Annotated in this window: 18 protein-coding genes and 1 pseudogene; 13 read left to right on the forward strand and 6 right to left on the reverse strand. The window is 74.7% G+C overall.

The genetic code is table 11. The features are described 5' to 3' along the window. Positions 1 to 130 precede the first annotated feature (130 nt). Positions 131 to 1,057, forward strand: coding sequence for a sirohydrochlorin chelatase (locus tag ACZ5Y0_RS10910; RefSeq protein WP_469128307.1), 927 nt, complete (start codon positions 131 to 133; stop codon positions 1,055 to 1,057). Between the two features lie 125 nt (positions 1,058 to 1,182). Here the strand turns inward: ACZ5Y0_RS10910 and ACZ5Y0_RS10915 are convergent, their stop codons facing one another. Both ACZ5Y0_RS10915 and ACZ5Y0_RS10920 read right to left on the reverse strand, forming a co-directional pair. After that, a complete protein-coding gene (locus ACZ5Y0_RS10915; protein ID WP_469128308.1) occupies positions 1,183 to 2,223 on the reverse strand; it encodes a lactonase family protein in 1,041 nt (346 codons plus the stop codon). Positions 2,224 to 2,493: 270 nt separating this feature from the next. Next, entirely contained in the window at positions 2,494 to 3,987 is a 1,494-nt protein-coding gene (locus ACZ5Y0_RS10920; protein WP_469128309.1) for an FUSC family protein, read from the reverse strand. Between the two features lie 273 nt (positions 3,988 to 4,260). Between ACZ5Y0_RS10920 and ACZ5Y0_RS10925 the strand changes: the two genes are divergently transcribed. Together ACZ5Y0_RS10925 and ACZ5Y0_RS10930 are read left to right on the forward strand one after the other, a co-directional pair. Continuing rightward, positions 4,261 to 4,737 carry an Lrp/AsnC family transcriptional regulator gene (locus ACZ5Y0_RS10925; RefSeq protein WP_356563693.1) on the forward strand — a complete coding sequence of 159 codons (477 nt, stop codon included), beginning with the start codon at positions 4,261 to 4,263 and terminating at the stop codon, positions 4,735 to 4,737. A gap of 9 nt (positions 4,738 to 4,746) precedes the next feature. Continuing rightward, positions 4,747 to 5,190 (forward strand): annotated as a pseudogene (locus ACZ5Y0_RS10930) (beta-L-arabinofuranosidase domain-containing protein); the annotation flags it as partial. 69 nt (positions 5,191 to 5,259) lie between these two features. On the opposite strand, the gene ACZ5Y0_RS10935 reads toward ACZ5Y0_RS10930, so the two are convergent. Next, positions 5,260 to 6,039 carry a LysR family substrate-binding domain-containing protein gene (locus ACZ5Y0_RS10935; RefSeq protein ID WP_469128310.1) on the reverse strand — a complete coding sequence of 260 codons (780 nt, stop codon included), beginning with the start codon at positions 6,037 to 6,039 and terminating at the stop codon, positions 5,260 to 5,262. A gap of 58 nt (positions 6,040 to 6,097) precedes the next feature. Between ACZ5Y0_RS10935 and ACZ5Y0_RS10940 the strand changes: the two genes are divergently transcribed. Further along, the gene (locus ACZ5Y0_RS10940; protein WP_469128311.1) at positions 6,098 to 6,493 is read left to right on the forward strand and encodes a DUF5997 family protein; all 396 of its coding nucleotides are present in this window, start codon (positions 6,098 to 6,100) and stop codon (positions 6,491 to 6,493) included. Positions 6,494 to 6,617: 124 nt separating this feature from the next. Next, positions 6,618 to 7,007 carry a cold-shock protein gene (locus ACZ5Y0_RS10945; RefSeq protein WP_363090272.1) on the forward strand — a complete coding sequence of 130 codons (390 nt, stop codon included), beginning with the start codon at positions 6,618 to 6,620 and terminating at the stop codon, positions 7,005 to 7,007. A 53-nt stretch (positions 7,008 to 7,060) separates the two neighbouring features. Here the strand turns inward: ACZ5Y0_RS10945 and ACZ5Y0_RS10950 are convergent, their stop codons facing one another. Beyond that, complete coding sequence (locus ACZ5Y0_RS10950; RefSeq protein ID WP_469128312.1) at positions 7,061 to 8,428, reverse strand: alpha/beta fold hydrolase; 1,368 nt, start codon at positions 8,426 to 8,428, stop codon at positions 7,061 to 7,063. Positions 8,429 to 8,708: 280 nt separating this feature from the next. Between ACZ5Y0_RS10950 and ACZ5Y0_RS10955 the strand changes: the two genes are divergently transcribed. From ACZ5Y0_RS10955 to ACZ5Y0_RS10985, 7 genes are all read left to right on the forward strand, one after another. Beyond that, entirely contained in the window at positions 8,709 to 9,563 is an 855-nt protein-coding gene (locus ACZ5Y0_RS10955; RefSeq protein WP_469128313.1) for a DUF4132 domain-containing protein, read from the forward strand. Beyond that, positions 9,560 to 14,620: a hypothetical protein gene (locus tag ACZ5Y0_RS10960; protein ID WP_469128314.1), complete on the forward strand. Its 5,061-nt coding sequence runs from the start codon at positions 9,560 to 9,562 to the stop codon at positions 14,618 to 14,620. The genes ACZ5Y0_RS10955 and ACZ5Y0_RS10960 overlap by 4 nt, the downstream gene beginning before the upstream one ends. A 35-nt stretch (positions 14,621 to 14,655) precedes the next feature. Next, positions 14,656 to 15,825, forward strand: a complete 1,170-nt coding sequence (locus ACZ5Y0_RS10965) for an ATP-binding protein (protein WP_469128480.1) — start codon at positions 14,656 to 14,658, stop codon at positions 15,823 to 15,825. A gap of 5 nt (positions 15,826 to 15,830) precedes the next feature. After that, positions 15,831 to 19,472, forward strand: coding sequence for a vWA domain-containing protein (locus ACZ5Y0_RS10970; RefSeq protein ID WP_469128315.1), 3,642 nt, complete (start codon positions 15,831 to 15,833; stop codon positions 19,470 to 19,472). Next, the gene (locus ACZ5Y0_RS10975) at positions 19,469 to 21,361 is read left to right on the forward strand and encodes a hypothetical protein (protein WP_469128316.1); all 1,893 of its coding nucleotides are present in this window, start codon (positions 19,469 to 19,471) and stop codon (positions 21,359 to 21,361) included. Before ACZ5Y0_RS10970 ends, ACZ5Y0_RS10975 begins: the two co-directional genes overlap by 4 nt. 152 nt (positions 21,362 to 21,513) lie before the next feature. Beyond that, the gene (locus ACZ5Y0_RS10980) at positions 21,514 to 22,059 is read left to right on the forward strand and encodes a DinB family protein (RefSeq protein WP_469128317.1); all 546 of its coding nucleotides are present in this window, start codon (positions 21,514 to 21,516) and stop codon (positions 22,057 to 22,059) included. 473 nt (positions 22,060 to 22,532) lie between these two features. After that, entirely contained in the window at positions 22,533 to 23,144 is a 612-nt protein-coding gene (locus tag ACZ5Y0_RS10985; protein ID WP_469128318.1) for a GtrA domain-containing protein, read from the forward strand. A 56-nt stretch (positions 23,145 to 23,200) separates the two neighbouring features. On the opposite strand, the gene ACZ5Y0_RS10990 is transcribed toward ACZ5Y0_RS10985, so the two are convergent. Beyond that, the gene (locus ACZ5Y0_RS10990) at positions 23,201 to 23,623 is read right to left on the reverse strand and encodes a secondary thiamine-phosphate synthase enzyme YjbQ (protein WP_469128319.1); all 423 of its coding nucleotides are present in this window, start codon (positions 23,621 to 23,623) and stop codon (positions 23,201 to 23,203) included. A 93-nt stretch (positions 23,624 to 23,716) separates the two neighbouring features. On the opposite strand from ACZ5Y0_RS10990, the gene ACZ5Y0_RS10995 reads away from it, so the two are divergent. After that, positions 23,717 to 24,802 carry an NAD(P)-binding domain-containing protein gene (locus tag ACZ5Y0_RS10995; protein ID WP_469128320.1) on the forward strand — a complete coding sequence of 362 codons (1,086 nt, stop codon included), beginning with the start codon at positions 23,717 to 23,719 and terminating at the stop codon, positions 24,800 to 24,802. Between the two features lie 12 nt (positions 24,803 to 24,814). Here the strand turns inward: ACZ5Y0_RS10995 and mltG are convergent, their stop codons facing one another. Further along, complete coding sequence (gene mltG / locus ACZ5Y0_RS11000; RefSeq protein WP_469128321.1) at positions 24,815 to 25,672, reverse strand: endolytic transglycosylase MltG; 858 nt, start codon at positions 25,670 to 25,672, stop codon at positions 24,815 to 24,817. Positions 25,673 to 25,723 lie beyond the last annotated feature (51 nt).

Here is a 25,723-nt window from a genome sequence, read left to right on the forward strand (position 1 = left end):
GCAAGTCACCCGGAATACACGCTGATCACTTCTGATCCGTACGTAACTCATCAGACAAAACAGGACGGATACCGCTCACCTGCACCCTCCCCGAACAAGGGAGCCCAGCGAGCCAGTAACATGCGGCGCCATGAGCTCCCCCACTGGGCCCGCGTCCGGCCTCCCTGTACGAATGCCGCGCCCCCGCCAGCCCGGACGGCACCGCCGACCCGAGCCCCTGGCGGCTCCCGAGGGCGCGCCCGCGCTCGTTCTCGCGGTGCCGGGTACGCCGAGCGCCGCCACCCGCGGCCTCGCCGAGGAAGTCGTGAGCATCGCCCGCTCCGAGCTTCCCGGCCTCGACGCGCGCATCGGGTACCTCGACGGGGACGACGCCGAGTTCCCGACGCTCCAGTCCGTCCTGGCGCACGCCGCCGACGAGCGCACCGCCCGCTACGAGCGGACCCGTGCCGCCGGGGTGGACGCCAAGGAGCCCGACGGCCCGGTCGGCGTCGTCGTACCGCTGCTGGCCGGGCCTGACAGCGCCCTGCTGCGCCAGGTCCGCCAGGCCGTCATGGAGAGCCGCGTCCCGGCCGACCTGACCGATGTGCTCGGCCCGCACCCGCTGCTCGCCGAGGCGCTGCACGTGCGGCTGTCCGAGGCCGGTCTGGCCCGCGCGGACCGTGCCCGCCTCTTCACCGTGGCCACCGCCGCAGACGGCATCATCCTCGCCTCCGTGGGTGGTGAGGAGGCCGTGCAGGCCGCCGGGATCACCGGCATGCTGCTCGCCGCGCGCCTCGCCGTGCCGGTGATGGCCGCGGCCCTCGACCAGGAGGGTTCGATCGCCTCCGTCGCCGAGCAGCTGCGCGGCTCCGGCTCCCAGCAGCTCGCCCTGGCCCCGTACCTCATCGGCCCCGAGATCGACTCCACGCTGCTGGAGGAGGCGGCCAGGGAGGCGGGCTGCGCGTCCGCCGAGGCGCTCGGCCCGTACCCGGCCATCGGCAAGCTCGCCCTGGCCAAGTACACGACGGCCCTGGGCATCGCACCGCAGCCGCAGGGCACGCCGGCCCGCCAGTCGTGAGTGACGCGGGCGTGAGCCCGTAGGACCTGTCAGGACGCCGAGAGGGCCCGCTCCCCACCGGGGAGCGGGCCCTTCGTCGTGCGCGGGCCGAGTGGACGGGTGGGCCCGGTGGTCTCCCGCGGCCGCTAGCCGAGGACCACGCAGGACGCCGCGGGCACCCGGATCGAGCCGCCGCGCCGGGGCAGCCCGGTGGCCGGGTCGAGGGCGAACCAGGTCACGTCGCCGGAGCGCTCGTTCGCGACGTACAGGAAGCCCCCGGACTCGGCGAGCGCCCGCGGCCAGCGGCCCGCGCAGGGCACGGTGCCGACGAGCCGCAGCGTCTCTCCGCCGCCCTCGACGGCGAACACCGACAGCACGTCCTCGCCGCGGGTGGCCGTCCACACGAACCGTCCGTCGGGCGCGACGACGATGCCGGAGGGGTAGGCGTCCCCGGCGGGCGCGCCGGGCAGTACGGGAACCTCGGCCAGCGGCTTCAGGGAGCCGTCGGGCGCGTCCCAGCGGCAGACGGTGACGCTCGGGGTGAGTTCGTTGACGACGTACGCGTGGCCGCCGCCCGGGTGGAAGGCCAGGTGGCGGGGGCCGGAGCCGGGGCGCAGGGCGGACTCCCGGTGCAGGACCGGGCTGCCGTCGCGCAGATCGCAGACCCGCACGGAGTCCGTCCCGAGGTCCACGCTGACCACCCACCGGCCGCTCGGATCCGCCTGCACCTGGTGGACGTGCGGTCCCTGCTGGCGCGGACTGTGCGGGCCTGACCCGCTGTGCCGGAGAACCCCGGAGGCCACCGGGGCGAGGGTGCCGTCGGGCCGGACGGGCACGGCGCTGACGCTGCCGGAGCCGTAGTTGGCGGTCAGGACGTGCCCGTCGAAGACGCTGAGGTGCGTGGGACCGCTGCCGCCGACCGGCACGATGGGCCCGGCCTGTTCCGGGACGTCGCCGGCCACGCTGTACGCGGCCACCGCGCCCTCGGCGGTCTCGCTGACGGCGTAGAGCGTGCCACCGTCCGGCGAGAGGGCCAGGTACGACGGATCGGGGAGGCCGTTCACACCGCTCAGGACGGTCAGCGCGCCACTGCTCGGATCTACGGCCGCCGCCACGATGCCCGGCCCTCCGGCCGCCGTGAACGACCCGATGAACGCCCGCTGGGGCCGCCTGCCGACGTCTGCCACCGCTGTCCCCTCTCGTGCCGCCGATGTTCGGGGTGACGCTAGCAGTCGATCAGGTCCGGTCTAGACCAAGGCGTGGCGGCGCCGGGGCGGTTCGCCCACCGGCTCGCGCTCCGGCCGCCGACCAGGCGGGCGGGGAAGGACGCTCCTCGGGCGCCGGACGGGCACGGTCGCCGTCATCTCGGCCCGCGTGGGCCGAAGCCCTGCCCGCCGGCCGGCCCCGGAGCCCGGCGTGGGCCGGCCCCGGAGCCCCGTCGGCGAGGCGAGGGCACTTCAGGCGCCGACCAGGGGTGAGCCGGGCGGTGTGCGCAGGGGGTGGGCGAGTTCCGCCAGGGCCCGTTCCAGGCCGTGCAGGTGGGCCAGGGCCGGTTCGGCCGCCGTCGGGTGGTCGGAGGGGGTGAGGTGTTCCGTACCGCCCTCGGTCAGGGCTTCCACGGCGGCCTGTACGCGCCAGCAGGCGGCGGCGAGGCGGGCGTCGTGGGAGGCCTCCGGGTCGGCGGCGACGGCGACGAGCCCGCGGATCTCTCGGGCGCAGTCGTCGAGCAGGGCGAGGACGCGGCGGGCGCGCTCCTTGCGGCCGAGCATCGGGTTGAGCGGGTGCGTGAGCGGGGCGACGGAGAGCCGGACCCGGCCGAGGAGCTGCTCCAGTTCGGCGACGCGCGCGCCGGGGTCGGCGGCGGTGTCGCCCGCGAGCCGGGCGGCCGCTTCGGCGGTTCCGGCGTGGACGCAGCGCAGCGCCCGCTGGATCCAGGCGTCGGTGGTGGCATGGGTGGTGACCGGCAGCACGAACAGTACGGCGAGGGCCGCGCCGACCGCGCCCACGCCGGTCTCGGCGAGGCGGACCGCCAGCAGGCCGGGGCTGAGGGCGCCGAGAAGTCCGTAGAGCAGCTCGGCGAGCAGGGTCACCCAGAGCATCATCCAGGTGTAGGAGACGGCGGCCGTGTAGAAGATGCCGAAGACGCAGACGGCGACGAGGGCTGCCGTGGGCGCGCCGGCGCCGTGCACGGGGACGGCGACGAGGAGGCCGAGGCCGATGCCGATGACGGTCCCGAGCACCCGGCGGAAGCCGCGTACCAGGGTCTCGCCGCGGGAGGTGGTGTTGACGAAGATCCACCAGGTGGCGCCGACGGCCCAGTACCAGCGTTCCCCGGACACCAGCTGGCCCACGAGCAGCGCGAAGCCCGCGCCGGCCGTCGCCTGGACGGCCTGACGGGTGGTGACCCGGGCGAGGCCGCGGCCGCCCGGCGGGGCGGGCGCGGGGGCCGGGGGCAGGCGGCGTTCGTAGCACCACAGGCCGAAGCGCACGGCCGCCGCGGTCAGGACGGAGAGCACGACGGCGACGGTCAGCTCGGGGAGCCGTCCGCCGGTCGCGTGCAGGAACTGGGCGACGAAGAACATCATGAACGCGAACACGCCCAGGCTGTGTCCGCGCGGCCCCCACCGGCGCGCGTACACGCCCGCCCCGGTGACGGCCAGGAAGGCCAGGTCGCGCGCCGGAGGGTGGTCGTGCAGGAAGGCCGCGGCGGCCAGGACGGGCAGGCCGACAGCGGGCAGCAGCGCCGTGGTGACCGCCTGCGCCCGCACGGTGGTGTCGGTGACGGTGAACAGGGCGAGCAGCGCGGCGAGCCCGCCGGTGACGGCGCCGGCCAGGGAGTGCCCGGCGAGGCCGCAGACCACGACGGCCAGGCCGATGCCGAGGACGGCCCGCGCGGCGAAGCGCAGCCGCACCCGGCCCGGATCCGGAGCCACGAACACCCTCTTCAGCACTGCTTACCGCCCCTATCGGACACCTGTGAACACCGGCATGAAAAAGGCGCCGCGGAATACGCAGCGCCATCGACGGCTCCATGACAGCACCCATGCCTCAGCTGGCTCAAGTGGCTCCGGTTCCACTGGTCCATTGGCCCATCAGTGGCCCTCCGGGGAGGGCCACGGAAGAGCCAACGGACCAGGACAGGCTGGTCCGCCCGGAATGCGCCCGACTGAGCCATTGGTACAGTCGGCCGCGATCACCGATGGAACACGAGGAGGCCGGGCATCATGGCCGTCGACCAGCTCGACACCCGCATCCTGCGCCTGCTGCTCGAGCAGCCACGCACCAGCGTGCGGGAGTACGCGCGCATCCTCGGCGTGGCCCGCGGCACGCTCCAGGCCCGCCTCGACCGGCTGGAGCGCGAGGGCGTCATCACCGGCACGGGCCCGTCCCTCTCCCCCGCGGCCCTGGGTCACCCGGTGCTGGCGTTCGTGCACATCGAGGTCACCCAGGGCCACCTCGACGACGTGGGCGACGCGCTGGCCGCCGTACCGGAGATCGTCGAGGTGTTCTCGATCACCGGTGGCGGTGATCTCCTCACGCGGGTCGTGGCGCGCGACAACGCCCACCTGGAGGACGTGATCCAGAAGCTGATCAGCCTCCCCGGCGTGGTCCGCACCCGCACGGAGGTAGCGCTGCGCGAGCGGGTGCCGTACCGCCTGCTGCCGTTGGTGGAGTCGATCGGCCGCACGGCCGGCGGCTGACAGCGGCCACTCTTCGTCAATCCCGTCAGCGGCGTTGACGCCCTCCGTCGCACGTCGCACCTGGAGTTCGGTCTCTACCGCAACGCGGCCCTCTCCGGCGACCTCCTGCCCTCGCTCACACCCGTGAGCGGGAAGCCGCTGCACCGCACGCTCGACGGCATCGAGTTCGCGCCCTTCTTCGAAGGGACCGAGGACCCGACGCACACCTACGTACGGCGGGCGGAACCCCGTGTCGTGTTCGGCGGCACCGATTCGGGGGTGGCCAATCCCGCGAAGGCGGACGGCACCACGCTGCTCGACGAGGTACGGGCCGGTGCGCCGTTCCATGGGAAGGGGGCGCTGGTGAGCCGGGTGCGGAGCGTGGTGGACGCCTGGGTCGCCCGAGGTCTGCTGCGACGGGCCGACGGGGAGAGGGTGGTGAGGACGGCGCTGACGGGGACGTTCGTGCCCTGACCGCGGGTGCCGCCACGACCGGCGGCGGCCGCGCGTGGCGCGACGTTCGTGCCGTGCCCCCGGGTGCCGCTACGACCGGCGGCGGGGCTTGCCGGGCTTGCCGCCGGTGCCGCGTCGGCTGCCGCCCTTGGCACCGCCGGCGCGGCCCCGTGCCGCCCCGCCCGAGCCGGCCTTGCGCGCGACGCCGCCGGTCTTCGGCCGGGGGCGCTCGGCCTTCGGCTCGGCGGGCGGCTGCTGGGCCCGGCCCCGCGTGCTGTTGACCGTGCGACCACGGACGATGCCGATGAAGTCCTCCACCAGGTCCGTCGTGGCGCCCTCCGGCCAGGACAGGGCGACGCTGGACTGCGGGGCGTCCACGAGGGTCCGGTAGGTGAGGTCGCGGCGGTGGTGCAGCCGGGCCAGCGACTGGGGCACGGCCAGAACGCCGATGCCCGCCGCGACCAGCTCGATCGCGTCGGCCGTGGTCGCCGGGCGCTCGAAGGCGGGCTCGCCCGGCAGCCGCTCCCAGCCGAGCACGTCGTCCAGCGGGTGGATGACCACCTCGTCGGCCAGGTCGTCGAGGGTCACCTCGTCGGCCGCCGTGATCACGTGGTCCTTGGGGACCACGACGACCGTCGTCTCGGTGTAGAGGGGGATCGCGCTGAACGCCGTACGGTCCACCGGGAGCCGTACGAACGCCGCGTCCGCGGTGCCGTCGCGCAGTGCCTCGGGGGCGTCGGCGGGCGTCACCTGGAGGAGCGTGAGAGGCACGTCGGGCAGGCGCTCCTGCCAGGTCCGCGCCCACTTGGCGGGGGTCACTCCGGGGACGTACGCGAGCCGGAACGAGGGGGAATCCGCCGAGTCGGTCATCACGCCAGGTTACCGGCTGTGGTCGGCGGCCCGGTCCGCGGCCGATAGTCTGGACGGCATGACGTCGCACCAGAGCACCCAGACGATGAAGCCCGCGACCGCGGCGAAGAAGCTGGGTGTGTACCTCCCCGCCACCCCCGCCGAGTTCCAGGAGGGTGTCGTCACGCGCGCCGAGCTGAACGAGCTCCAGACGAACCCGCCGGAGTGGCTGCGCGCCCTGCGGGAGAGCGGCCCGCACCCCCGTCCGGTGGTCGCCGCGAAGCTCGGCGTGTCCATCGCCGGGCTGGCGCGTGGCGGCGTCACGGAGGCGCTGACCACCGAGCAGATCCAGGAGATCAAGGACGCGGGTCCCGAGTGGCTGGCGAAGGAGCGCGCCACCCAGGCCGAGGTCCGCAAGGAGGCGGCGCGCCTCAAGCAGCGCGACGCCGAGAGGGCCGACGGCGCGGAGTCCTGAGCCGCATCCCCCGCGGTCGCCCCGACGGCCCGGCGCGCCCGTGACGGTCGCTCCGGGCCGTCGGCATGACTACGATCTGCTCAGGTTCACCGACGTGGGTGTTTCGAGGTCGCTGGGGGTTGGGATGGTTGCTGGTCGTGTGGTGCGCTTCGACAGCCAGCGGGGTTATGGGTTCATCGCACCCGACGACGGCGGGGAGGATGTCTTCCTGCACGTCAACGACATGCTGATGCCCGAGTCGCAGGTACGCCGGGGCATCGTGGTCGAGTTCGAGATCGAGGACGGCGAGCGCGGTCCGAAGGCGTCCGGCGTGCGGCTCGCGCGGGGGGCGGACGGCAAGCCGCTCGCGGCCGACGACGACGTCCTGTGCGATGTGCTCAGCACCGAGGAGTTCACCCGTGACGTCACCGAAGCCCTGCTCACGGCGGCGCCCTCGCTGACCGCCGAGCAGATCCTCCAGGTGCGCTCCGGGCTCGCCCAGTTCGCGAAGAACCACGGCTGGGTCGAGGGCTGACGTCACCGGCCGGGCTCCCCCGGCCGGTGCGCCTCGGGTTCTCCGCGCGGCGGTCAGCGGTCGCGGCCCACCGTCAGAGGTGCCGGGTGATAGGGGACGTACGCCGCCCCGTCGAGGCCGAGGCCGGTCGCCGCGCGCTGGAGGGCGTCCGGGGTCGCGACCTGGCCCCAGCGGCCCGTGTCCACCCGCTGCTCGAGCGCGTGCAGCGCGGCGACGGTCTCCGCGGTGGTGAAGGCGCAGTGTCCGGCCCGCTCGACGTACGCCTGCCGTAGCAGCGCTCCGTCCCCGGCCGCGCGGACCCGTTCGCCGAAGCGGCGTTCCTGCTCGACCGGCACCAGGTTGTCGGCGACGGTGTGCACGTTCAGCAGCGGTACGGCGAGTCCCTGGCCGGCGGACGAGGTGCGCTCGGCGGTGCGGACGGCCTCAGGGTCCGCGGTGATCGAGGCGCCCGCGGTGAGCTTCGCCAGGTCGGTGCCCAGGTCGAGACCCGCGGCCCCGTACAGCGCGCGCACCTGCGGGGCGTGCGCGGAACCGGCGAGGAGACGGGCGTAGTCGACGCCGCGGTTCCAGGAGTTGTTGCCGCCCACGGACCGCTCGACGTGGTGGCGGCCGGTCTCGAGGAAGCCGAGGATGCCCTGCGCGAACCAGGCGAACTGCTGCTTCTGCTGTTCGGCCCAGTCCGTCGGTGCGGGCGCGGTCTCGCCGTGCGCCCAGGTGGGCAGGTTGAGGAAGGCGGCGGCCAGGGCGACACGGGCGCGGCCCTGTGGGGTGGCCTGCGCGGCGATGACGGCCGCGGTGAGCCTGGCGGCGGTGGCGACGGCTTCTGTCATGGTGTCCAGGCCGACCAGTTCCGGGGGCTCGTGCCCCTCGGGCAGCAGGAGACGGGCGATGGTGTACTCCGCGTCCAGTTGGTAGTTGTCCAGGTCGGTCCCCCCGGCCACCAGTCCGCACAGGCCGAGGGCGCCGTCGATGCGTCCGGCGCCGTCACGGGCGAGCTGGGCGTTGACGAGGCCGCCCATGGACTGGCCGACGCCGAGCGTACGGCGGGGCGTGCCGATCTTCGCGGTGACCGCGTCGATGGTCGCGAACTGGTCGCGGGCCGCGCTCTCGAGGGCCCACCACGGACCGTTCGGGTCGTAGGAGGAACCGGCCAACGCGTAACCCCGGGACAGGAGTTCGGTGCGGACGGCCTCGGTGGGGGCGTTGCCTGCGACGGTCGGGCCGAAGCCGTGGCTGAAGACCAGGAGCGTGCCGTTCCACTCGTCGGGGACGTCGGCGATCCAGGTGGCGCCGTCGGCGAGGGTGCCGGTGAGGCGGGGGGCGGCCCGCGTGTCCGCCCGGGCGGCGGGGACGGTGAGGGCGAGGGCCATGGCCATCGCCAGGGCGGCGAGGACGGTGCGGGGACGGTTGGGGGCACGCATGACGACGGCTCCTGTCGGTGGGGGGGTGGAGCGTGGGAGCGGTGCGAGCCGGTGCGAGCGACGAGGTGCTCAGTGCACTGACGGCTGCGAATGTAGGGACGTTTTCTGACGCTCGTCAACAGAGTGCACAACATGAATCGGCTCGGACGACGGGTTCCGGACCGCCGACCCGCCGACCCCGGAACGCCGACCGGAACCCCGACCGACCGTCAAGGACCCGTTGTCAGTGGCCTGATCTAGAGTTCCCGTCACTTGATCAGTGCGGGTGCAGGAGGCACACATGGGGTGGGTGTCGGCCGGCGACTACGAAGTCGCCCTCGACGACGGCAAGGTGGTGTGCCGCAACGCGGCGGGGCGTCGGTTGAAGTCCGTGCCGCCCAAGATCGCCGACGATCCGGCCGTGGTGGGCCTGCGTCAGCTCGTCGAATGGCTGGAACGGCACGAACAACGGTGCCTGACCGACGTGGAGCGCTGGATGGTCCGCTCGCTGCCGGTGCCGTTCGCCGTCCTCGCGCGGGTATGGCCCGATCCGGCATGGCAGGCCGCCCTGCGCGACCTCGTCGTCACCGGCCAGGACGGCGAGGTGGCCGGATTCCTGCGGGACGCCGACCCCGAGCGCGGCCTCGGCCTGGTCGACCTCGACGGCGACACCGTCCGCATCACCCCCGGCCTCGTGCGCCTCCCGCACCCGGTGCTCCTCGAAGACCTGGAGGACCTGAGGGAGTTCGCCGTCGAACTCGGTGTCGAGCAGCGCGCCCAGCAGTTGTTCCGCGAGGTCTGGCACCGGCCCGCCACCCTCGACGCCGAGGGCACCTCCGTCGAGGAGTACGCGGGCGGCGCCTTCAAGGAGCTGCGTTTCCTGCACGGCAGGGCCGCCCAGCTCGGCTACCGGGTGCGCGGCGGGAACGCCGTGTGCTCCGTCCTGGAGGACGGCCGGGGCGTCGAGGCCAGGGTGTGGATCGGCGACTACGACGGCTACGAGCAGACGGAGACCGGACCACTCACCTTCACCGACTCCGCCGGTCGGGCCCTGAAGCTGGGGCAGGTCGGGTCGGTGGCCTGGTCGGAGGGCATGCGCATGGCTGCCTCGCTGTACGCCGGGCGGGACATCGAGGACGAGGAGCAGGCGGCATGACGACGTACGACGAGGCGACTTCCGCGGCTCTGCTCGACGCCGGCGCGGTCCTGCCGCCGGGCACCACGGGCCGGGAGGACGCCGACGTCCTCACCGTCCGCACCTACACGCATCCCGCGCTGGACGAGCGGACGATCGTGCGGCTGGTGCCGGGCACGCTCGGCGAGGCGGAGGACCTGGCGCTGGACTTCCTCGGCCTGGTCCGGGAGCCGGAGACGCCAGAGGTCGGACAGGTCCGCCGGGAGACGCTCGGCTTCCCCGCCTGGGCGCTGGTCAACGACCCGGCCAACGGCCACCACGCACTGGCCCTCGTCAAGGACGTCGAGCGGCTCGCGCGGCAGGCCAAGTCCCGCCCCGGCACCGCCAAGGAGGGCTTCGAGGCACTCGGCGAGCGGCTCGGCCGGGCCGTGCCGCACTTCCTGCCCACCTTCTACGAACAGGCCGCCCGCGTCTTCCTCCAGCACGAGAACACCACGTACGCCGCCGCGTTCTTCGGCAAGGCCCGCGAGGCCGAGCGGGTGCACGCGCTGGCTGTGGACGAGGAGCGGCAGCGCGCCGTGTTCCTGGAGTTCGCGTTCGCCGGGGCGCTGACCGTGAAGGCGCTCAAGGAACACGTCAAGGCCCTCGCGGCCCGCCTCCGCCCCGCCGAGGCCTGGTCCCAGTTCCGGCAGTTGACGGTGGAGCGGTGCGCGGCCGGCATGCCGCCGTACGCCTCGCTGCCGCAGGACGCCCGCGGCCTGATCAAGGCAGCGGGCCTGGCCCGGGCCACCGAGGAGTGCGCGCTGGTCGCCGATCTGATCGCCTCACCGGCGGCGGTCCGGGCGCCCGCGTCCTTCTGGAACACCTACCGGACCACGCTGGTGATGCTGGCCGAACAGCAGCCCGCCGTGCGGGCCCGGCTGCTGGAGATCATGCCGGCCGGCCTGGGTCGTTCCACGGGGGACGACGAGTTCTGGCTGGCGCTGCTCGCCGAGTGCGGCGCGGATCTGCTGCTCACCGGCGAGACCGAATCCGACGTCGACGCGGCGGACTGGCTGAGCCGCTGGTCCCTGCACCGCAAGCACGGCAGCTCGGCCAGTGACCGCTCGCCGGCCACGCTGGCCCTCGTTCGGCGGATGGCGTCGCGGCTGCGCTACCTCGGCCGGCCCGTGGACCTCTTCTCCGGCCGCTGGCACGCCGGCGCCGACCTGGACCTGGTCGACCTGTGCCTGGCGGAGGGCGTGCCGCTGACGGTGCCCGGCGCCGACCAGAGCGTCTTCCTGCCCCTGAACCAGTGGCTGAAGGACGAGGCGCCGGGCCGACGGGAGCTGACGGCCGTCGCGGCGGACCCGCGCCACCGCCGGCTGTTGTACACGTCCGTTGGCACCCTCAGCGGCCACCGGCCCGACGCGCGACTGCTGGAGAGGCTGGCGGGTCACCCCGTCCTCGCCGACGTGCTGCGAGAGTGGCTGGAGGACGCGGCCGAGGAGCTGACCGCCGCCGCGGGCCTGCCTGCCGCGCGCGGGGCGCTGGACAGGCTGCGGCCGTTCCGCGCGGTCGCGGCCCGGGTCAGCCCCGCCGCCGTCGCCGCGGTCGCCTCGCACGAGGCCGCGCCGCTGCTCGGCCGCACGCTGCGCGCCGGCATCCCCGACGAACTGGGCTGGCCCGCCCTCGAGGACGCGCTGAAGCGGCTCGACGCCGAGACCAGGCGCGACCGCGACGACACCCTGCGCGTCGAGGAAGCCTGGCCCGCCCTGATCCTCGCCCGTCGACACAAGGTGATCGTCGTCGGCCCGGAGCGCATCCTCCTCGAGCACGACCTGCGGCTGCCCGACGGACTGGACCGCTGGCAGCGTCCGTCGTTCCGCTTCACCGACGGCGAGCTGCTGGTGATGTGGCCGCAGGGCGGCAAGCAGTTCGGCTACTGGTCGGCCCGCCCCTCCGACACGTTCCCCCTGAGCGGCGAACGGGTCCCCCACTGGTACGGCTCCAACGACGCCGGTGAGCCGTCGATCCCGCTGCCCTCGGGCGGCCGGGCCACCGGCGGGCGCACGCTGCACACCGGTGACACGGTCCTGCCGCCGAGCCGTCGCATCCTCGGCGACGGCACCTCCTTCTGGCGTCAGGGCCGGCAGGGGCGCAAGCAGGTGTGGTTGGAGTACGACCCGGCCACCGGCACGCACGGGCGTGCCTCGCTGCCCGCGTTCCTGCGGACGGGCATCAGCGACGACGCCACCCTGCTCCAGGAGCACTGCGCGGTGCTGCCGCTCCAGCCCGGTCTGGAGCACAGCCCGTTCGGCACGGACGGCACGGTCCTCGGACACTGGGTGCGCGAGGAGGGCGACGCCCGCGTCACCGCCGGCACACCGGACGGACGCACGGTCTCTCTGCCGAAGGGCCGCGACGGCGTCGTACGGGGCGTGCCGGTCGGCGCGCTGCGGCTCCCCGGCGGAGCCGAACCCGTCGTCGTCGCCCTGCACCGGGCGCTCGCCTTCCACACGGCGGACGACACCTCCGGGACCGGGGAGTCCGGGCGCGTGACCCCGCTCGAGCGGGGCGGCGAGTTCGCCGCCGGCACGCGGCTGGTCCCGCCGGTCGCCTTCTGGCACGCACTGCGGCCACGGGACGAGGCGTCGTCGGCGGTCCTGCGGGCGCTCAGCGACGAGCAGGCTGCCACGGTGCTGCGGGCCGGGGCGGCGGCGCTCGCCGAGCACGCCGCGCGGGTGGCGGCGGCCAGGGCGGCCGCGGGGGACGCGGCCGGGGAGTCGGTGGCGGCCCCGACGGGGAGTTCCGCGGGGCCGAGCGGCACCGCCGCCGGACCCGCCGTAGACGGCAAGCCCGCCCTCCCGGCCGCCGACGAGGTCCTGCGCGAGGCGGTCTCCCGATGTCTGCCCGGCATCACCGAGCCGTGCCTGCTCATCGGGGTCTCCTCGCTGGTGCGCGCGGTGCTGCGGCTCGCGGAGTCGACCGCGGCGTTCGTGGCGCCCCCGGTGGAACCGAATCCGGTGCAACGGCAGCGTGTCGCGGGCATGTTCGCCGACCTCAGTCCCCGCCACGGTGAGGATCAGACCCTTCGGGAGGCCACCGCGGGCCTCGCCGACCAGCAGGGCTGGTGGCGCAGCGGGCAGCAGTGGACCGCGTTGCGCCAGATCCGTTCCGTGAACCACGTGCTGTCCGGCAACCCCGACGACGGCCGGCCGCTGCCCGAGCGCTCCCGGTCGACGGGGTCCGCTGAGGGCTGGCGCAGCGACGAGTTCACCGTCCCCGGCATCGGAATGCTGTGGCTGTCGGTGCTCGACGTGCTGCGACCGCTCGCCTACCGCGCCGCGTCCCCCGTCGTGTCCGAGGCTCATCGGGAGGCCCTCCTCCTGTTGTTCGACGCGATCGTGGACGGTCCGCTGGCCGCGGCCGACGGCGCCGCTCTGCGGCAGATCGTGCTGAGCGAGCCGCAGGACAAGCACGAGCGCCTTGGCCAGGTGCTGCGGCGGGACGGCCGTACCGTCGTCGTCCTCGGCTGCCAGCAGGTCGACCAGGAGAAGGGGCGCGTGCACTGGCTGGCCCTTGACCACGACCCGTCCGGCGCGTTCGGCGCGATCGCCCACTTCGTGCTGGAGCGGGAGAGGGCGCACCCGCCGGTGTTCCCCTCCGACGCCCTGGCCGCCGTCACCAGGCTGATCCGGGAGAAGGGGCCCGCGCCCTGGCAGCCGGGGGCGCCGGAGGCGCTCGCCGCCGCGACAGGGGGCGGGGTCGGCCCCGTGCAGTCGGCGCTGCTGCTGGCCGGCAAGCCGGCCGAGGTGGCGACGGACGTGCTCGCGACGATCGGGCTGAAGCCTCGTCAGAAGACGCTCGGTGACAGCCTGCTGACCTCCTTCCGACTCGGCGACGGTCCCGCGCTCGTCGGTGCCCTGCTGCCCGACAGCCCAGGTGACCTGTGGACCGCCGGTCCGGACACGGCGGCCGCGGGGCGGGTGTGGGAGGAGCGGTTCGGCGGGTTCGTCCGGCTCCCCGAGGACATCGCCGCCGATCTCGAACTCGCCGGGGTGTCCATCGGATCGGTCGAGGAGGTGCTCAACCCCACCCGCACACCCTGGATCAGCCGCACCACCGTCCAGCGGCCGGGCGAGAACGGTGACCTCGTCCCCGACGACGCGCGGGCACTGCCCAGCCGCTACCAGCTGACGAACGCCGTGGCCTCCCTGGCCGGGCTCGCCTACACCCTGCCGTACGGCCATCCGCTGCGCGCCGCCCTGCCCGAGGGGCTCGCCGCGGTGCGCCGTCGCCTCACGGATCCGGGACTGCTGCTCGATCTCGACGCCACGTGGGCGGAGAAGGGCACGACCGCGCCCGGACTGCGCAAGGCGTACGGCATGCCCGCCACCGGCGGCACCGACGTGGACGGTCTGACACGCCTGGGCGAAGCGCTGGTGCTGCGCCCCTGGTACCAGGACCAGGAAGCGGTCCTGGTGCGGCCGGCCGGGCTGACCGGACCGGACGACGCCGTGTTCGGGCTCGTCGAGGGGCTGGCCGGACCGGGACGCGGCGGCGGCCTGCGCGCGCTGCGGGTCATCCTCGGCGACGACCTCGCCCGTGCGCTCGCCGCCGGCATCGAGGGACCCGCCGGGCACGCCCAGGACCCGACGTTCAGCGTGCCGGAGCTGGTGGCGGAGGTCGCCGGGGCGCACGGCCTGAGCGAGGACGCGGCGGCGCTGTACCTCCAGTTGCTCGCGCTGCCCGACCCCACGGACAGCAACTGCGCCCGCTGGACCGGCTGGAAGCCCGCCCGCCTGAGGAGGGCCCGCGCGCAGCTCTCGGCCACGGAACTGGTCGTGGAGGCCAAGCGGCCGCGCGCCGGGCGCACCCTCTTCCTGCCCTGTGGGTGGCGCGACCTGAAGGCGCCCGCGCTGCCGGTCGAGGTGTGGAAGGAACGCCTCTACCCGGTGGGCGAGCGCTCCCGCGCGGTGCCGCTGGTGCCCGTGCCCGAACTGTTCGCGCGCGCGTGGGACCGCGTCCGCGCCGGCGACGCCCCGGCATACGAGGAACTCACCACCCGGGCCACCCGCAAGGGCCGCCGCCGATGACCGCCGTCCCCCCGCACCTGGAAGAACACCTGCCGATGACGACCGATCTCTCCCCCGCCCCGGCCCGCCAGATCGTCCCGCCCGAGGACCGGCACTCCACCGAACTGGCCTTCCTCGCCGCGTACGACGACGGACCGCGTCCGCCCGCCTGGCGGCTGACCCCACGGGCGGTCGTCACCTTCGTCATGGGCAGCGACGGGCGGGCCCTGAAGCTGCCCGACGGCGCCGAGGCTGCCGACGGGGTGCCGCGTCGGCTCGTGATCGAGGGCAAGTTCGTGGGCGACCGGGCCCTGGTCGAGCGATGCGTGGTGACCCTCGCGGGCGAGCGGGGTCTTCTCCTCGTCGGCGAGCCCGGTACCGCCAAGTCCATGTTGTCGGAACTGCTGTCCGCCGCCGTGTGCGGCACCAGTGGCCTGGTGGTGCAGGGCACGGCGGGCACCACGGAGGATCAGCTCAAGTACGGCTGGAACTATGCCCTGTTGCTTGCGCAGGGGCCGAGCCGGCAGGCCCTGGTGCCCTCGCCTGTGCTGACCGCCATGCGGCGGGGCGGGATCGCGCGGGTCGAGGAGGTCACCCGCTGTCTGCCCGAGGTGCAGGACTCCCTGGTGTCGTTGCTCTCCGAGCGGCGCATCGCGGTACCCGAACTGGCCGGTTCCGAGGACGCCCTGGCGCACGCGGCACCCGGTTTCAACCTCATCGCCACGGCCAACCTGCGCGACAAGGGTGTCTCCGAGATGTCCGCGGCCCTCAAACGCCGCTTCAACTTCGAGACGGTCGGCCCCATCCCCGACCTCGACGCGGAGACGGCGCTCGTGCGCAGCCAGGCACGGGCGTCGGTGGAGCGGGCCGGGGCGCCGTTCCACGTCGACGACGCGGTGCTGGAGGCGCTCGTCACCGCCTTCCGGGACCTGCGCGAGGGCCGGTCGGCGGAGGGCTGGGAGGTGGAGCGACCGTCCACGGTGATGAGCACCGCCGAGGCCGTGTCCGTAGCGGGAGCCCTGGCTCTCGCGGCGGCCTACTTCCCGGGGGACCGTGACGTGCTGGGCCTGCTGCCGGGGCACCTCCTGGGCGTGGTCCGCAAGGACGACCCCGCCGACGCGGCCCGGCTGCGCGGCTACTGGGACGGTCCCGTCCGCCGCCGCGCGGAACAGGGATCCGCCACCTGGCGCACCCTGTGGGACCTGCGCACGGTCCTGGAGGGCTGACGGCCGTGTCCCTCCCCTCCCACGTCGGTCCGGGCACGGCCGGTCACCGCCCGGATCCCGACGCACCCGGCTCCCGTCCCGGTCCGGGCGCATCCGGTGCCCGTCCGGACCCCGACGCACCCGGTGCCCGTCCGGGTCGGGGCGCACCCGGTTCCCGTCCGAGCACACCCGAGGAGGCCCTCACCGCCCTCACCGGCCCGGCGGCGCCCTACCTCGTGGGCGTACGGCATCACGCGCCCTCTCTGGCCGCCGCGATGCCGCTGCTGCTGGACGAGGCGAAGCCGGACGTGCTGCTCGTCGAGCTGCCGGCCGAGACGCAGGAGTGGCTTCCGTGGCTCGGGCACGAGGAGACGCGGGCCCCGGTGGCGCTGGCCGCCGCCCCCGGTGGCGGGAGCGGCGGCGTGGGGCCGGCGTTCTTTCCGTTCGCGGACTTCTCCCCCGAGCTGGCAGCCGTGCGCTGGGCGAAGCGGAGGGGCGTGCCGGTGCTCGCCTGCGACCTGCCGCTCGCCGATCGGGCGTGGGGCGAGGGCCGGGTCGCCTCGGCACCGGGCGTCGGCGGTCCCGGGCTGGCCGCCGCGCTGCGAGCCGGGCTGAGCGGCCGTCCCGGGGACGATCTCTGGGACCGGCTCGTCGAGGCCACCGCGCCGGGCTCTCCGCCCGAGGCCCTGCGCCGGGCTGCCCTGCTCACCGGCTGGGCGCTGCGTGAGGACGCGGTTGCGGGCGGCGGCGTGCCCGAGCTGGACCTGCGGCGGGAGCGGTGGATGCGGGCGCGGCTCGCGGAGGCCACCTCGCGTGGGGAGCGGGCCGCCGTGGTGGTCGGGGCCTTTCACGCCCCGGCGCTGGTGGGGCAGCACCCGGCGGAGGCCGAGGAGGCGGCCACCGACGCGAACCACCCCGCGTGGACCACGTCCCTCATCCCCTACACCTATGCCCTGCTGGACGAGCGGTCCGGCTATCCGGCGGGCATCCGGGACCCGGAGTGGCAGGACATGGTGCTGCGCGCGGCGGGCGATCCGGAGGCGCTGGAGGAGGCGTTGACTCGGGCCGCCGTCCGCGTCTGTGCCGAGCTGCGGGGCCTCGGCCACCCGTCGGGGCCCGCCGACGCGCGCGAGATCGTCCGGCTCGCCTCCGATCTGGGCCGGCTGCGCGGGCTGCCCGCGGCGGGCCGGGGTGAGCTGGTGGAGGCCGTGCAGACGGTGCTGACGCAGGGTGAGCCGTACGGACGGGGGCGGGCCGTGGCGCGGGCGATGGAGCGGGTGCTGGTCGGCACCCGCTCCGGACGGCCCGCGCCGGACGCCCCGCGCTGCGGTCTGGCTCCGGCGGTGGAGGCCGAGGTGGCGGAACTGGGCCTGCCCGGACCGTCGGACGGGGTGCCCGGTGCGGCGCGGGATCTGCGTCTTGACCCGTTGCGCTCCGACCTCGACCGGCGCCGGGAGCTGCTGCTGCGCCGACTGACGGTGTGCGGGGTGCCGTACGGCGAGACGAAGGAGGTCGTCGGCGCGGGTGGTGCCGAGGCCCTCACCTCGCGTTGGGAGGTGCGCTGGACGCCCGCGACGGCGGCCATGCTGACCGCGGCCGGTGTACGCGGGGTCACCGCGGCCCAGGCCGCCGAGGGCGTGCTGCGCGAGCGGCGCCGCGTCGAGCGGGACGAGGGCGGGCCGACGGCGGCGCAGGCTCTCGACGGGCTGGCGCAGGCCGCCGAGTGCGGTCTGCCCGTGCTCGCGGACGAACGGCTCGACGACATGGCCGAGACTCTCCCCCCGGCCGGCACGTTGCCTGAACTGCTCGCGGGGCTGGCGCTGCTGGACCGGCTGCGGGCAGGTCACATTCCCGGTCTCGGCCACGACGAGGACCGTACGGAGCGGGCGGCGGGCGTGGCGGAACTGCTCACCTCGGCGGCGGTGCGGCAGGTGGACGGCCTGACCGGTTCCGAGGACCTGGCGGACGCCCACGCGCTGCTCGAACTCGCCTACCGAGCAGACCCGTTGGGAGGCATCCGGCTCACCGACGCCCTGACCCGGCTGGCCGCCGACGGCTCCCCGCTGATGCGCGGGGCCGCCGGCGCCGTACGTGTGCTGCTCGGGCAGGAGGATCCGCGGGTCTTCGGGAACCGGGTGGCGTCCTGGGTCGACGGGGCCGTCGACGCCGACTCGCGCGCCGCGCTCACCACGCGGCTCGGCGGGCTGCTGACCGCCGCCGGCCCCCTGCTGGAGGCGGCGGCGCCCGCGCTGGAGCCCCTGCTCGACCGGGTCTCGGAGCTGCCCGACCGGGAGTTCCTCGACCGGCTCCCGGCGCTGCGTGGCGGCTTCGACGCCCTCAGTCCCGCCGCCCGCGACCGCCTGCTGGCGGCCGTCGAGGAGCGCCTCGCCGTCTCGCACGTCACGGACACCGGCGGTGTCGACCCTGCGGCGCTCGCCGACTGGACGCGGGCGGACCTCTCCGCACGCGAGACGCTGCGGACGCTGGGACTGCTCCCCGCGCCCCTCGCGACCGAAGCGGACGTCCCCGTCGGCTCCCCCGCGCCTCGGGCCGAGGGCGCTCTGCTCGGCCCCGGCGACCGCTGGCGGCTCGTCCTGGGCCGCCGCAAGGACCGACTCCCCGCTTCCGCCGCATCGTTGGCCACCGCACTGGACGAGCTGTACGGCAGCGGACGTGGGGAGGGCAGCAGAGGGGACCTGACCGGGCGCGGCATGGGCGCCGGCCGGGAGGTGCCGTATCCGGGCGCGCGGGAGTGGTCGCAGGAACTGGCGATGCTGTTCGGTCCGGGCATCCGCGAGGAGGTGCTGGCGGCGGCCGCCGCGTCGGGTCGCAAGGACGTGCTCGCCGAGCTGGACGCGGACAGCGTGCGCCCCTCGGTGGAACTGCTGCGCACCGTGCTGAGTCACGCGGGCGGTCTGCCCGAGGCCCGGCTGGCCGCGCTGCGTCCGCTGGTCCGGCGGCTGGTCGAGGCCCTGACCCGGCAACTGGCCACCCGGCTGCGGCCCGCCCTGCACGGCACGGCCCTGCCGCGCCCCAGCCGGCGTCCGGGCGGCGCCCTCGACCTGTCGCGCACCCTGCGCGCCAACCTCGCGACCGCGCGCCGCGCCCCCGACGGCACGATCCATGTCATCCCCGAGCACCCCGTGTTCCGCACGCGTGCGCGGCGCTCCGCCGACTGGCGGCTGATCCTCGTCACGGACGTCTCGGGCTCCATGGAGGCGTCGACGGTCTGGGCCGCGCTCACGGCGTCGGTGCTGGCCGGGGTGCCGACCCTGTCCACGCACTTCCTGGCCTTCTCCACCGAGGTCATCGACCTCACCGGGCACGTCGAGGACCCGCTGTCGCTGCTGCTGGAGGTCAGCGTGGGCGGCGGCACGCACATCGCGGCGGGTCTGCGGCACGCTCGCGAGCTGGTCACCGTGCCTTCGCGGACCCTCGTCGTGGTCGTGAGCGACTTCGAGGAGGGCTATCCGCTCGGCGGGCTGCTCGCCGAGGTCCGCGCCCTGGTCGGGGCGGGATGTCACGTCCTGGGCTGCGCGAGCCTCGACGACACGGGCCGGCCCCGCTACTCCACGGGCGTCGCCGGCCGGCTCGTCGCGGCCGGTATGCCGGTGGCCGCCCTCAGTCCGCTCGAACTCGCCCGCTGGGTAGGGGAGAAGATCGCATGAGCCGAGATCTGTCTACGCAACTCCCGGGCCCGGACCAGTCGTCGGACCGCCCCGGCGCGGAGCCGTCGCCAGCCCGTGTCGGTCCGGAGCCGTCGCCGGCCGGTCTCGGCCCGGACCCGTCGTCGGACCGTCCGGACACGGGGCTGCCTCCGGTCGCTCCGTCCGTCACCGCCGAGCTGGTCGGAGCGCTCTCGCCGCGACTCCGCAAGCGGCTGGACGCGGGCGTCGCCAAGCTCGCGGCCCGTCCGGCTGTGCGCGACGGCGACACCGTGCGGATCGCCGTCGACGACGACACCGACCTCGAACTGCTCGCCCCCGGCGGGACGGTGACCCAAGCGGACGCGATTCGCTGCGGGTGCCTGCTGGCGCCGGACTGCCTGCACCGCGCGGCCGCCGCCTCGGCAGCGCCGGTCGCCGACGACACGCCCCCGGCCCCGTCGGCCGACGAACCGAGGGACACGGCGCAGGAGGCCCAAGAGGCGCAGGAGGGAGCCGGCTCCGCCACCGCCGGACCCGAGGAGTGCGTCGCCGCCCGTGCGGTGTACGACGCGACGGCCGCCGTCCTTGAGGCCGGCACGGACGGCGCCGGCGCCGTGCTCCAGGCGGAGCTGCTGCGCGCCGCGCACACCGCACGCCTCGCGGGCCTCCCCCGGCTCTCGGCCGCCGCGATCTCCGTGGTCACCGGGGTGCGCGCGGCCCGTTCCGCGGACCCGGCGTACCGCCTCGCCGACCTCTCGGACGCACTTCGCGGCGCCCTGGGCGTGGCCCACCGCGTCCCCCACGCCACGGGCGCCGACCTGACCGGACTGCGCGGCACGGCACGGCAGCCGTACCGCCCCGACGGCTCCCTGCGGCTGTACGGCTTGTTCTCCGAACCGGTGCTCACGGCCACCGGCTACGCGGGCGCGGTGACCTGGACCGCCGACGCCGAGGGCCGCCTCTACACGGTGTCCGACGTGGCGCCCGGCGGTCCCGGCCGCGCGACCGGGGCCGCCGACCGGGCCGTGCGGATCGGCGACACCTCGCTGACGCACCGTGAGCTGGCGCGCGCGGGCCTCGCCGTGTCGGGCGCCACCGTCTCGCCGACGGGACGCCTGGGCGCGGGGGCCGGGGTACGTGCGGTGCGCGCGTCCGGTGCCGCATGGCGCGGCGAGCCGCTGGACCGGCTGTGGGCCGTGCCTGTCGCCGAACAGGTGGCGCGGGCCCTCCGCGGCGGCCACGACCTGCTGTTCCTCGACGTGACGCTCATGGGCACGGTCCGGGAGGCTGCGGGCGACTGTCTGCTGGCCGACTGCGCGGGCGTGCCCCTGCGGCTGGCCGTGGCGCACGACGCGCCCGCTCTGCCGTACCGCGAGAATCTGCGTCTGCTGGCGGCGGCGAGGGGCAGCACGCTGCGGGTCGTCGCCCGGCTTGCGCCCGGACCGGCCCCCCGGGCGCTGCTGCTGGCCGTCGAGCATCCCGGCGACCCGGCCGCCCGGGTGGACCTGGGGCTCGACCGGCTCCAGCGCGCGGACCTGCCCGCGGGGACGGTCCCGGCCGCGACTCCGGCTCCGGCCGTGGACGAGGCCCCGCTGCACCTGCTGCGCCGACGGGTCCACCAGGCCGTGTCGGGGGGCCGACGTGTGCTGGCCTTCCCGGGGAGCGCGGCGGGCGACGGGGCCCGGTTGCGCCGCGTGGGTCTCGGCACGGCCGGCGAACTCCTCGACGAGTTGCACACCGCCGCGGCGGACCGCGCCCGTGACGCGTTCGGACGGCTCCTGCCATCCGACTCGGGCCGTTTCGCGGGCGCGTGGCTGGCGGCCGCGCTGTACACCGGCGAGGTCGAGCGGTCGCTGTGCGCTCAGGCGTGGGGGGCGCCCTCGATCCCGGCGCGGGCGATCACGGCGTGAAGGCGATCCCGGCGTAGAGGCGATCCACGCACAGGGGGATCCCGGCGTGAGGGCATTCACGATTCCCCCTCCTTTAGGACGGGATCTGACCTCTATGGCTCCTAACGTGGTCCACGAACGCGGAACACACTGCACGGAGACGGAGACACGCCATGTCGCTGAACAACCCCGCCACCCTTGCCTCGGCTCTCACCGGTGAGCGCGCCGACCTGCTGGAGACCCTGGCCAAGCACCGCGACTTCCTGCGCTTCACCACCAAGGGCCTGACCGACGAGCAGGCCGGGATGCGGACCACCGCGAGCGAGCTGTGTCTCGGCGGCCTGATCAAGCACGTCACCTCGGTCGAGCGGAACTGGGTCTCCTTCATCGTGGACGGCCCGTCGGCGATGGGCGACTTCGACAACATGACCGAGGAGGACTTCGCCCGACGTGCCGACGAGTTCCGGATGCTGCCCGGCGAGACGCTGGCGGAGGTGCTGGAGGACTACGCGGAGGTGGCTCGCCGCACCGACGAGCTGGTCGCATCGCTGCCCGACCTCGACGCGGCGCACCCGCTGCCGTCGGCGCCGTGGTTCGAACCGGGCAAGAAGTGGTCGGCCCGCCGGGTGCTGCTCCACGTGATCGCCGAGACCTCCCAGCACGCGGGGCACGCCGACATCATCCGCGAGTCCCTGGACGGCGCGAAGACCATGGGATGAGCCGGCTCCCCGTCAGCAGACCCGGAACAGATGTCGCCGCCAGGGCAGGAGTCGCCGTACAGGCCCTGGTCGGCCGGCCGGTCGCCCTCGAGGTCGTACGCCCGTGAGGTGAGCACGTCGGTCAGGCGCAGGTCACCCCCGCAGGTCGTCCCCGGGTGGGGCAGGCCTGCCTGGGCCGGGCGGCCGGAGTGGTCGACGACAGCCACCAGCCGGCGCGGGTCGGGGTGAGACCCGGGGGGGCACTCTCGGGGGTGACCCGGAGGCGCTCGGAAGCACGGCTCGGCCTGCCGGCCCCACCTCCGTGGTGGAGCTACCCCTACCCCCGGTTCGGTAGGCCGCTCCCTCGTGCCCGGGAGGGGAACGAGGCATCGTTCGATGCGGCGGATCCGAAGCGCGGTTGCCGCTCGGCCGAATCCCGACCGCTGTTGTGAGGCCATTCCTCAACGGCCCGAGTCCCCCGGAGGGAAACCCCGATGACGTCGCCCGTCCTGTCGAAGCCGCAGCCGAAGCCGCAGATGCGGCCCGTGCACGAACCGGCGCGAAAGGACGGCGCGAGCGCTGCGGGGGCCACCGTGGAAGCGGCCGCGTCGACACCGCCCGGCCCGCTCGCCTCCTTCGTACGGTTCGTGGTCTGCGGCGGCGGGGTCGGGCTCCTCTCCGGCGCCGCCGTCCCACTGCTGGCCACACTGATGCCCTGGGCGCTGGCGAACGCGGCGATCACCGTGGTCTCGACGCTGCTGTGCACCGAACTGCACGCCCTCTTCACCTTCGGCACCGGGCGACGTGCCGGGTGGCGCCGGCACGTGCAGTCCGCCGGGTCGGCCACGGCCGCCTACGGGGCCACCTGCGCCGCGATGCTGGTCCTGTACACGGTCCAGTCGTCCCCCGGCATCGTCACTCAGCAGGCCGTGTACCTGGGCGCCTCCGCCCTCGCGGGCACGGGACGCTTTCTGGTGCTGCGGCTGTTCGTGTTCGCGGACCGCGCGCGGAACGGGACGGTTGAGGCCCCGCGCGGCGGACCCGCCGTGCCGGCCGCGGTCGTACCGGCCGTCCTCACCCGCCCCGCTCTGGCCGCCGCGTGCTGAGCTGACGGCTGACACTGACCCTCTGCGTACGGCCCGCCGTTGCCCGGCGACCTCGACTACCCGAGGAACGACAACCGCACCTGACGCTCGGGGTTGTCGCGGTTGGTGTCCACGAGGCACACCGACTGCCAGGTCCCCAGCCGCAGGGTGCCGTCCACCACCGGCAGGGTGGCGTGGGGTGGGACGAACGCCGGCAGGACGTGGTCGCGGCCGTGGCCGGGGCTGCCGTGGCGGTGCTGCCAGCGGTCGTCGGCGGGGAGGAGGGTGTGCAGGGCGGCAAGGAGGTCGTCGTCGCTCCCGGCGCCGGTCTCGATGATCGCGATGCCTGCCGTGGCGTGCGGGACGAAGACGTTCAGAAGGCCGTCGCGGCCGGCCGCCGTCTCCCGCAGGAAGGCCTCGCAGTCACGGGTGAGGTCGACGACCGTCTCCTGTGCGCCGGAGGTGATGTGCAGTACCCGGGTGGTGAACGCGTCTGACATGCCCCCATCCTGACCCATTCCCGCCAGGGTCGATGCTCGCCCCGTGGCCGGCCCGCCGGGAAGATCCACGACCCCGGCACTGTTGGTTCAAACGTGAACGATATGCGTGAGGTCGAGGTGGTCGTCGTCGGCGCCGGTCAGGCGGGTCTGGCCGGCGCCTATCACCTGCGGCGCACCGGCTTCGAGCCGGAGCGGGACTTCGTGGTGCTCGATCACTCCCCCGGCCCGGGCGGCGCGTGGCAGTACCGGTGGCCCTCACTGACGTACGGCAAGGTGCACGGGATGCACGCGCTGCCTGGCAGGGAGCTGACGGGAGCGGATCCGGCGCGGCCCTCCTCCGAGGTGATCGCCGAGTACTTCACGGCGTACGAGCGGGCCTTCGACCTGCGGGTGCGGCGGCCGGTCGACGTGACGGCGGTGCGCGAGGGGGCGGGCGGGCGGCTGCTCGTCGAGAGCTCCGAGGGTACGTGGGCCACGAAGGCGCTGATCAACGCCACCGGCACCTGGGACCGGCCCTTCTGGCCGCGCTACCCCGGACAGGAGACCTTCCGCGGCCGCCAGTTGCACACCGCGCGCTATCCGGGGCCCGAGGCGTTCGCCGGGCTGCGGGTGGTCGTGGTGGGCGGCGGTGCGTCGGGTACCCAGCACCTGCTGGAGCTCGCCCCGTACGCGGCCGCCACCACCTGGGTGACGCGGCGGCCGCCCGTCTTCCGCGAGGGTCCGTTCGACGAGGACGCGGGCCGCGCGGCGGTCGCGCTCGTGGAGGAGCGGGTAAGGCATGGCCTGCCCCCGAGAAGCGTCGTGTCCGTGACCGGCCTGCCGTTGAACGACGCGATCCGGCAGGGGCTGGCGGACGGGGTGCTCGACCGGCTGCCCATGTTCGACCGGATCACACCGGACGGGGTGGAGTGGGAGGACGGGCGGCATGTGTCCGCCGACGTCATCCTGTGGGCGACCGGCTTCCGGCCCGCCCTGGACCACCTGGCGCCGCTGCGGCTGCGCGAGCCGGGCGGCGGCATCCGTGTCGAGGGCACGCACGCGGCGGCCGACCGCCGCGTCCACCTCGTCGGCTACGGCCCCTCCGCGAGCACCATCGGTGCCAACCGGGCGGGGCGCGCTGCCTTGCGGGACATCAGGCGGCTGCTCGCCGAGTGGGGCGGGAAGCCGGCCGCCGCCTGACGTGCCGTGGGCTCAGCGGGCCTTCGACGGACCGGGCGAGGCCTGAACGCTCTGCTGGACCCTGTGGAACTCGGCGACATTGCGCTGGTGTTCCTCGTAGGCGGCGGTGAAACGCGTGTCGCCCGGCTTGACCGTGACGAAGTACAGCCAGTCGCCGGGTGTCGGGCTGATCGCGGCGCGCACGGCTTCCTCACCAGGGTTGTCGATCGGCGTCGGGGGCAGTCCCATGCGCTGGTAGGAGTTGTAGGGACTGTCGATCCGGGTGTCCGCCGTGCTCGTCCTGAGCGTGGAGCGGTTCAGGGCGTAGTTGATGGTGGAGTCCATCTGCAACGGCATGCCGCGCTCCAGACGATTGAAGACGACGCGGGCCACCTTGCCCATGTCCGCCTCGGTGGCGGCCTCGGCCTGGACGATGCTGGCGACGGTGACGGCCTGGTAGACGTTCATGGCGTTGCGCTGGGCCCCGGCGGCGACCGGCGCGCCGTTGAACTTCTTGTTGGCGGTGTCGACCATCCGCTTCAGCAGCTCCTGCGGCGTCGTCTTCCCGTCCAGCGGATACGTCGCCGGGAAGAGGAAGCCCTCCGGGTTGCCCTCGGCGTCGAGCGGCAGCTTCAGACCGGCCGTCGGCAGCGACTTCCGGGTGGTCCCGGCCGGCAGGGCGAGGACCTTGTCGACGGCCTCGTAGACCTGGCCGGCTCGCCAGCCCTCCGGGATCACCAGTGCCGTCGGTTTCTTCTCCACGGGACTGTCCGTGCTCAGCAGCGGCACCGCCACAGCGGTGCCGGCCGCGACGGCTCCGGTGGCGATGAGGACGAGACGGCCCCGGCGCGTCAGTCGGATCGCTCTCGGTGGCGGGTTGTTCATCTGCATGCGGGCACGGTAACCCGCATATCATTCCAATCTCGGCATCAACTGGCATAT

This window comes from Streptomyces sp. NPDC033216 (assembly GCF_055577115.1).

Bases quoted from the DNA above. Each gene is read 5' to 3' on its own strand.
- ACZ5Y0_RS10910 (WP_469128307.1), top strand. From the start codon at position 131: ATGAGCTCCCCCACTGGGCCCGCGTCCGGCCTCCCTGTACGAATGCCG.
- ACZ5Y0_RS10925 (WP_356563693.1), top strand. From the start codon at position 4,261: ATGGCCGTCGACCAGCTCGACACCCGCATCCTGCGCCTGCTGCTCGAG.
- ACZ5Y0_RS10935 (WP_469128310.1), bottom strand. From the start codon at position 6,039: ATGACCGACTCGGCGGATTCCCCCTCGTTCCGGCTCGCGTACGTCCCC.
- ACZ5Y0_RS10940 (WP_469128311.1), top strand. From the start codon at position 6,098: ATGACGTCGCACCAGAGCACCCAGACGATGAAGCCCGCGACCGCGGCG.
- ACZ5Y0_RS10945 (WP_363090272.1), top strand. From the start codon at position 6,618: ATGGTTGCTGGTCGTGTGGTGCGCTTCGACAGCCAGCGGGGTTATGGG.
- ACZ5Y0_RS10950 (WP_469128312.1), bottom strand. From the start codon at position 8,428: ATGCGTGCCCCCAACCGTCCCCGCACCGTCCTCGCCGCCCTGGCGATG.
- ACZ5Y0_RS10955 (WP_469128313.1), top strand. From the start codon at position 8,709: ATGGGGTGGGTGTCGGCCGGCGACTACGAAGTCGCCCTCGACGACGGC.
- ACZ5Y0_RS10960 (WP_469128314.1), top strand. From the start codon at position 9,560: ATGACGACGTACGACGAGGCGACTTCCGCGGCTCTGCTCGACGCCGGC.
- ACZ5Y0_RS10965 (WP_469128480.1), top strand. From the start codon at position 14,656: ATGACGACCGATCTCTCCCCCGCCCCGGCCCGCCAGATCGTCCCGCCC.
- ACZ5Y0_RS10975 (WP_469128316.1), top strand. From the start codon at position 19,469: ATGAGCCGAGATCTGTCTACGCAACTCCCGGGCCCGGACCAGTCGTCG.
- ACZ5Y0_RS10980 (WP_469128317.1), top strand. From the start codon at position 21,514: ATGTCGCTGAACAACCCCGCCACCCTTGCCTCGGCTCTCACCGGTGAG.
- ACZ5Y0_RS10985 (WP_469128318.1), top strand. From the start codon at position 22,533: ATGACGTCGCCCGTCCTGTCGAAGCCGCAGCCGAAGCCGCAGATGCGG.
- ACZ5Y0_RS10990 (WP_469128319.1), bottom strand. From the start codon at position 23,623: ATGTCAGACGCGTTCACCACCCGGGTACTGCACATCACCTCCGGCGCA.
- mltG (WP_469128321.1), bottom strand. From the start codon at position 25,672: ATGCAGATGAACAACCCGCCACCGAGAGCGATCCGACTGACGCGCCGG.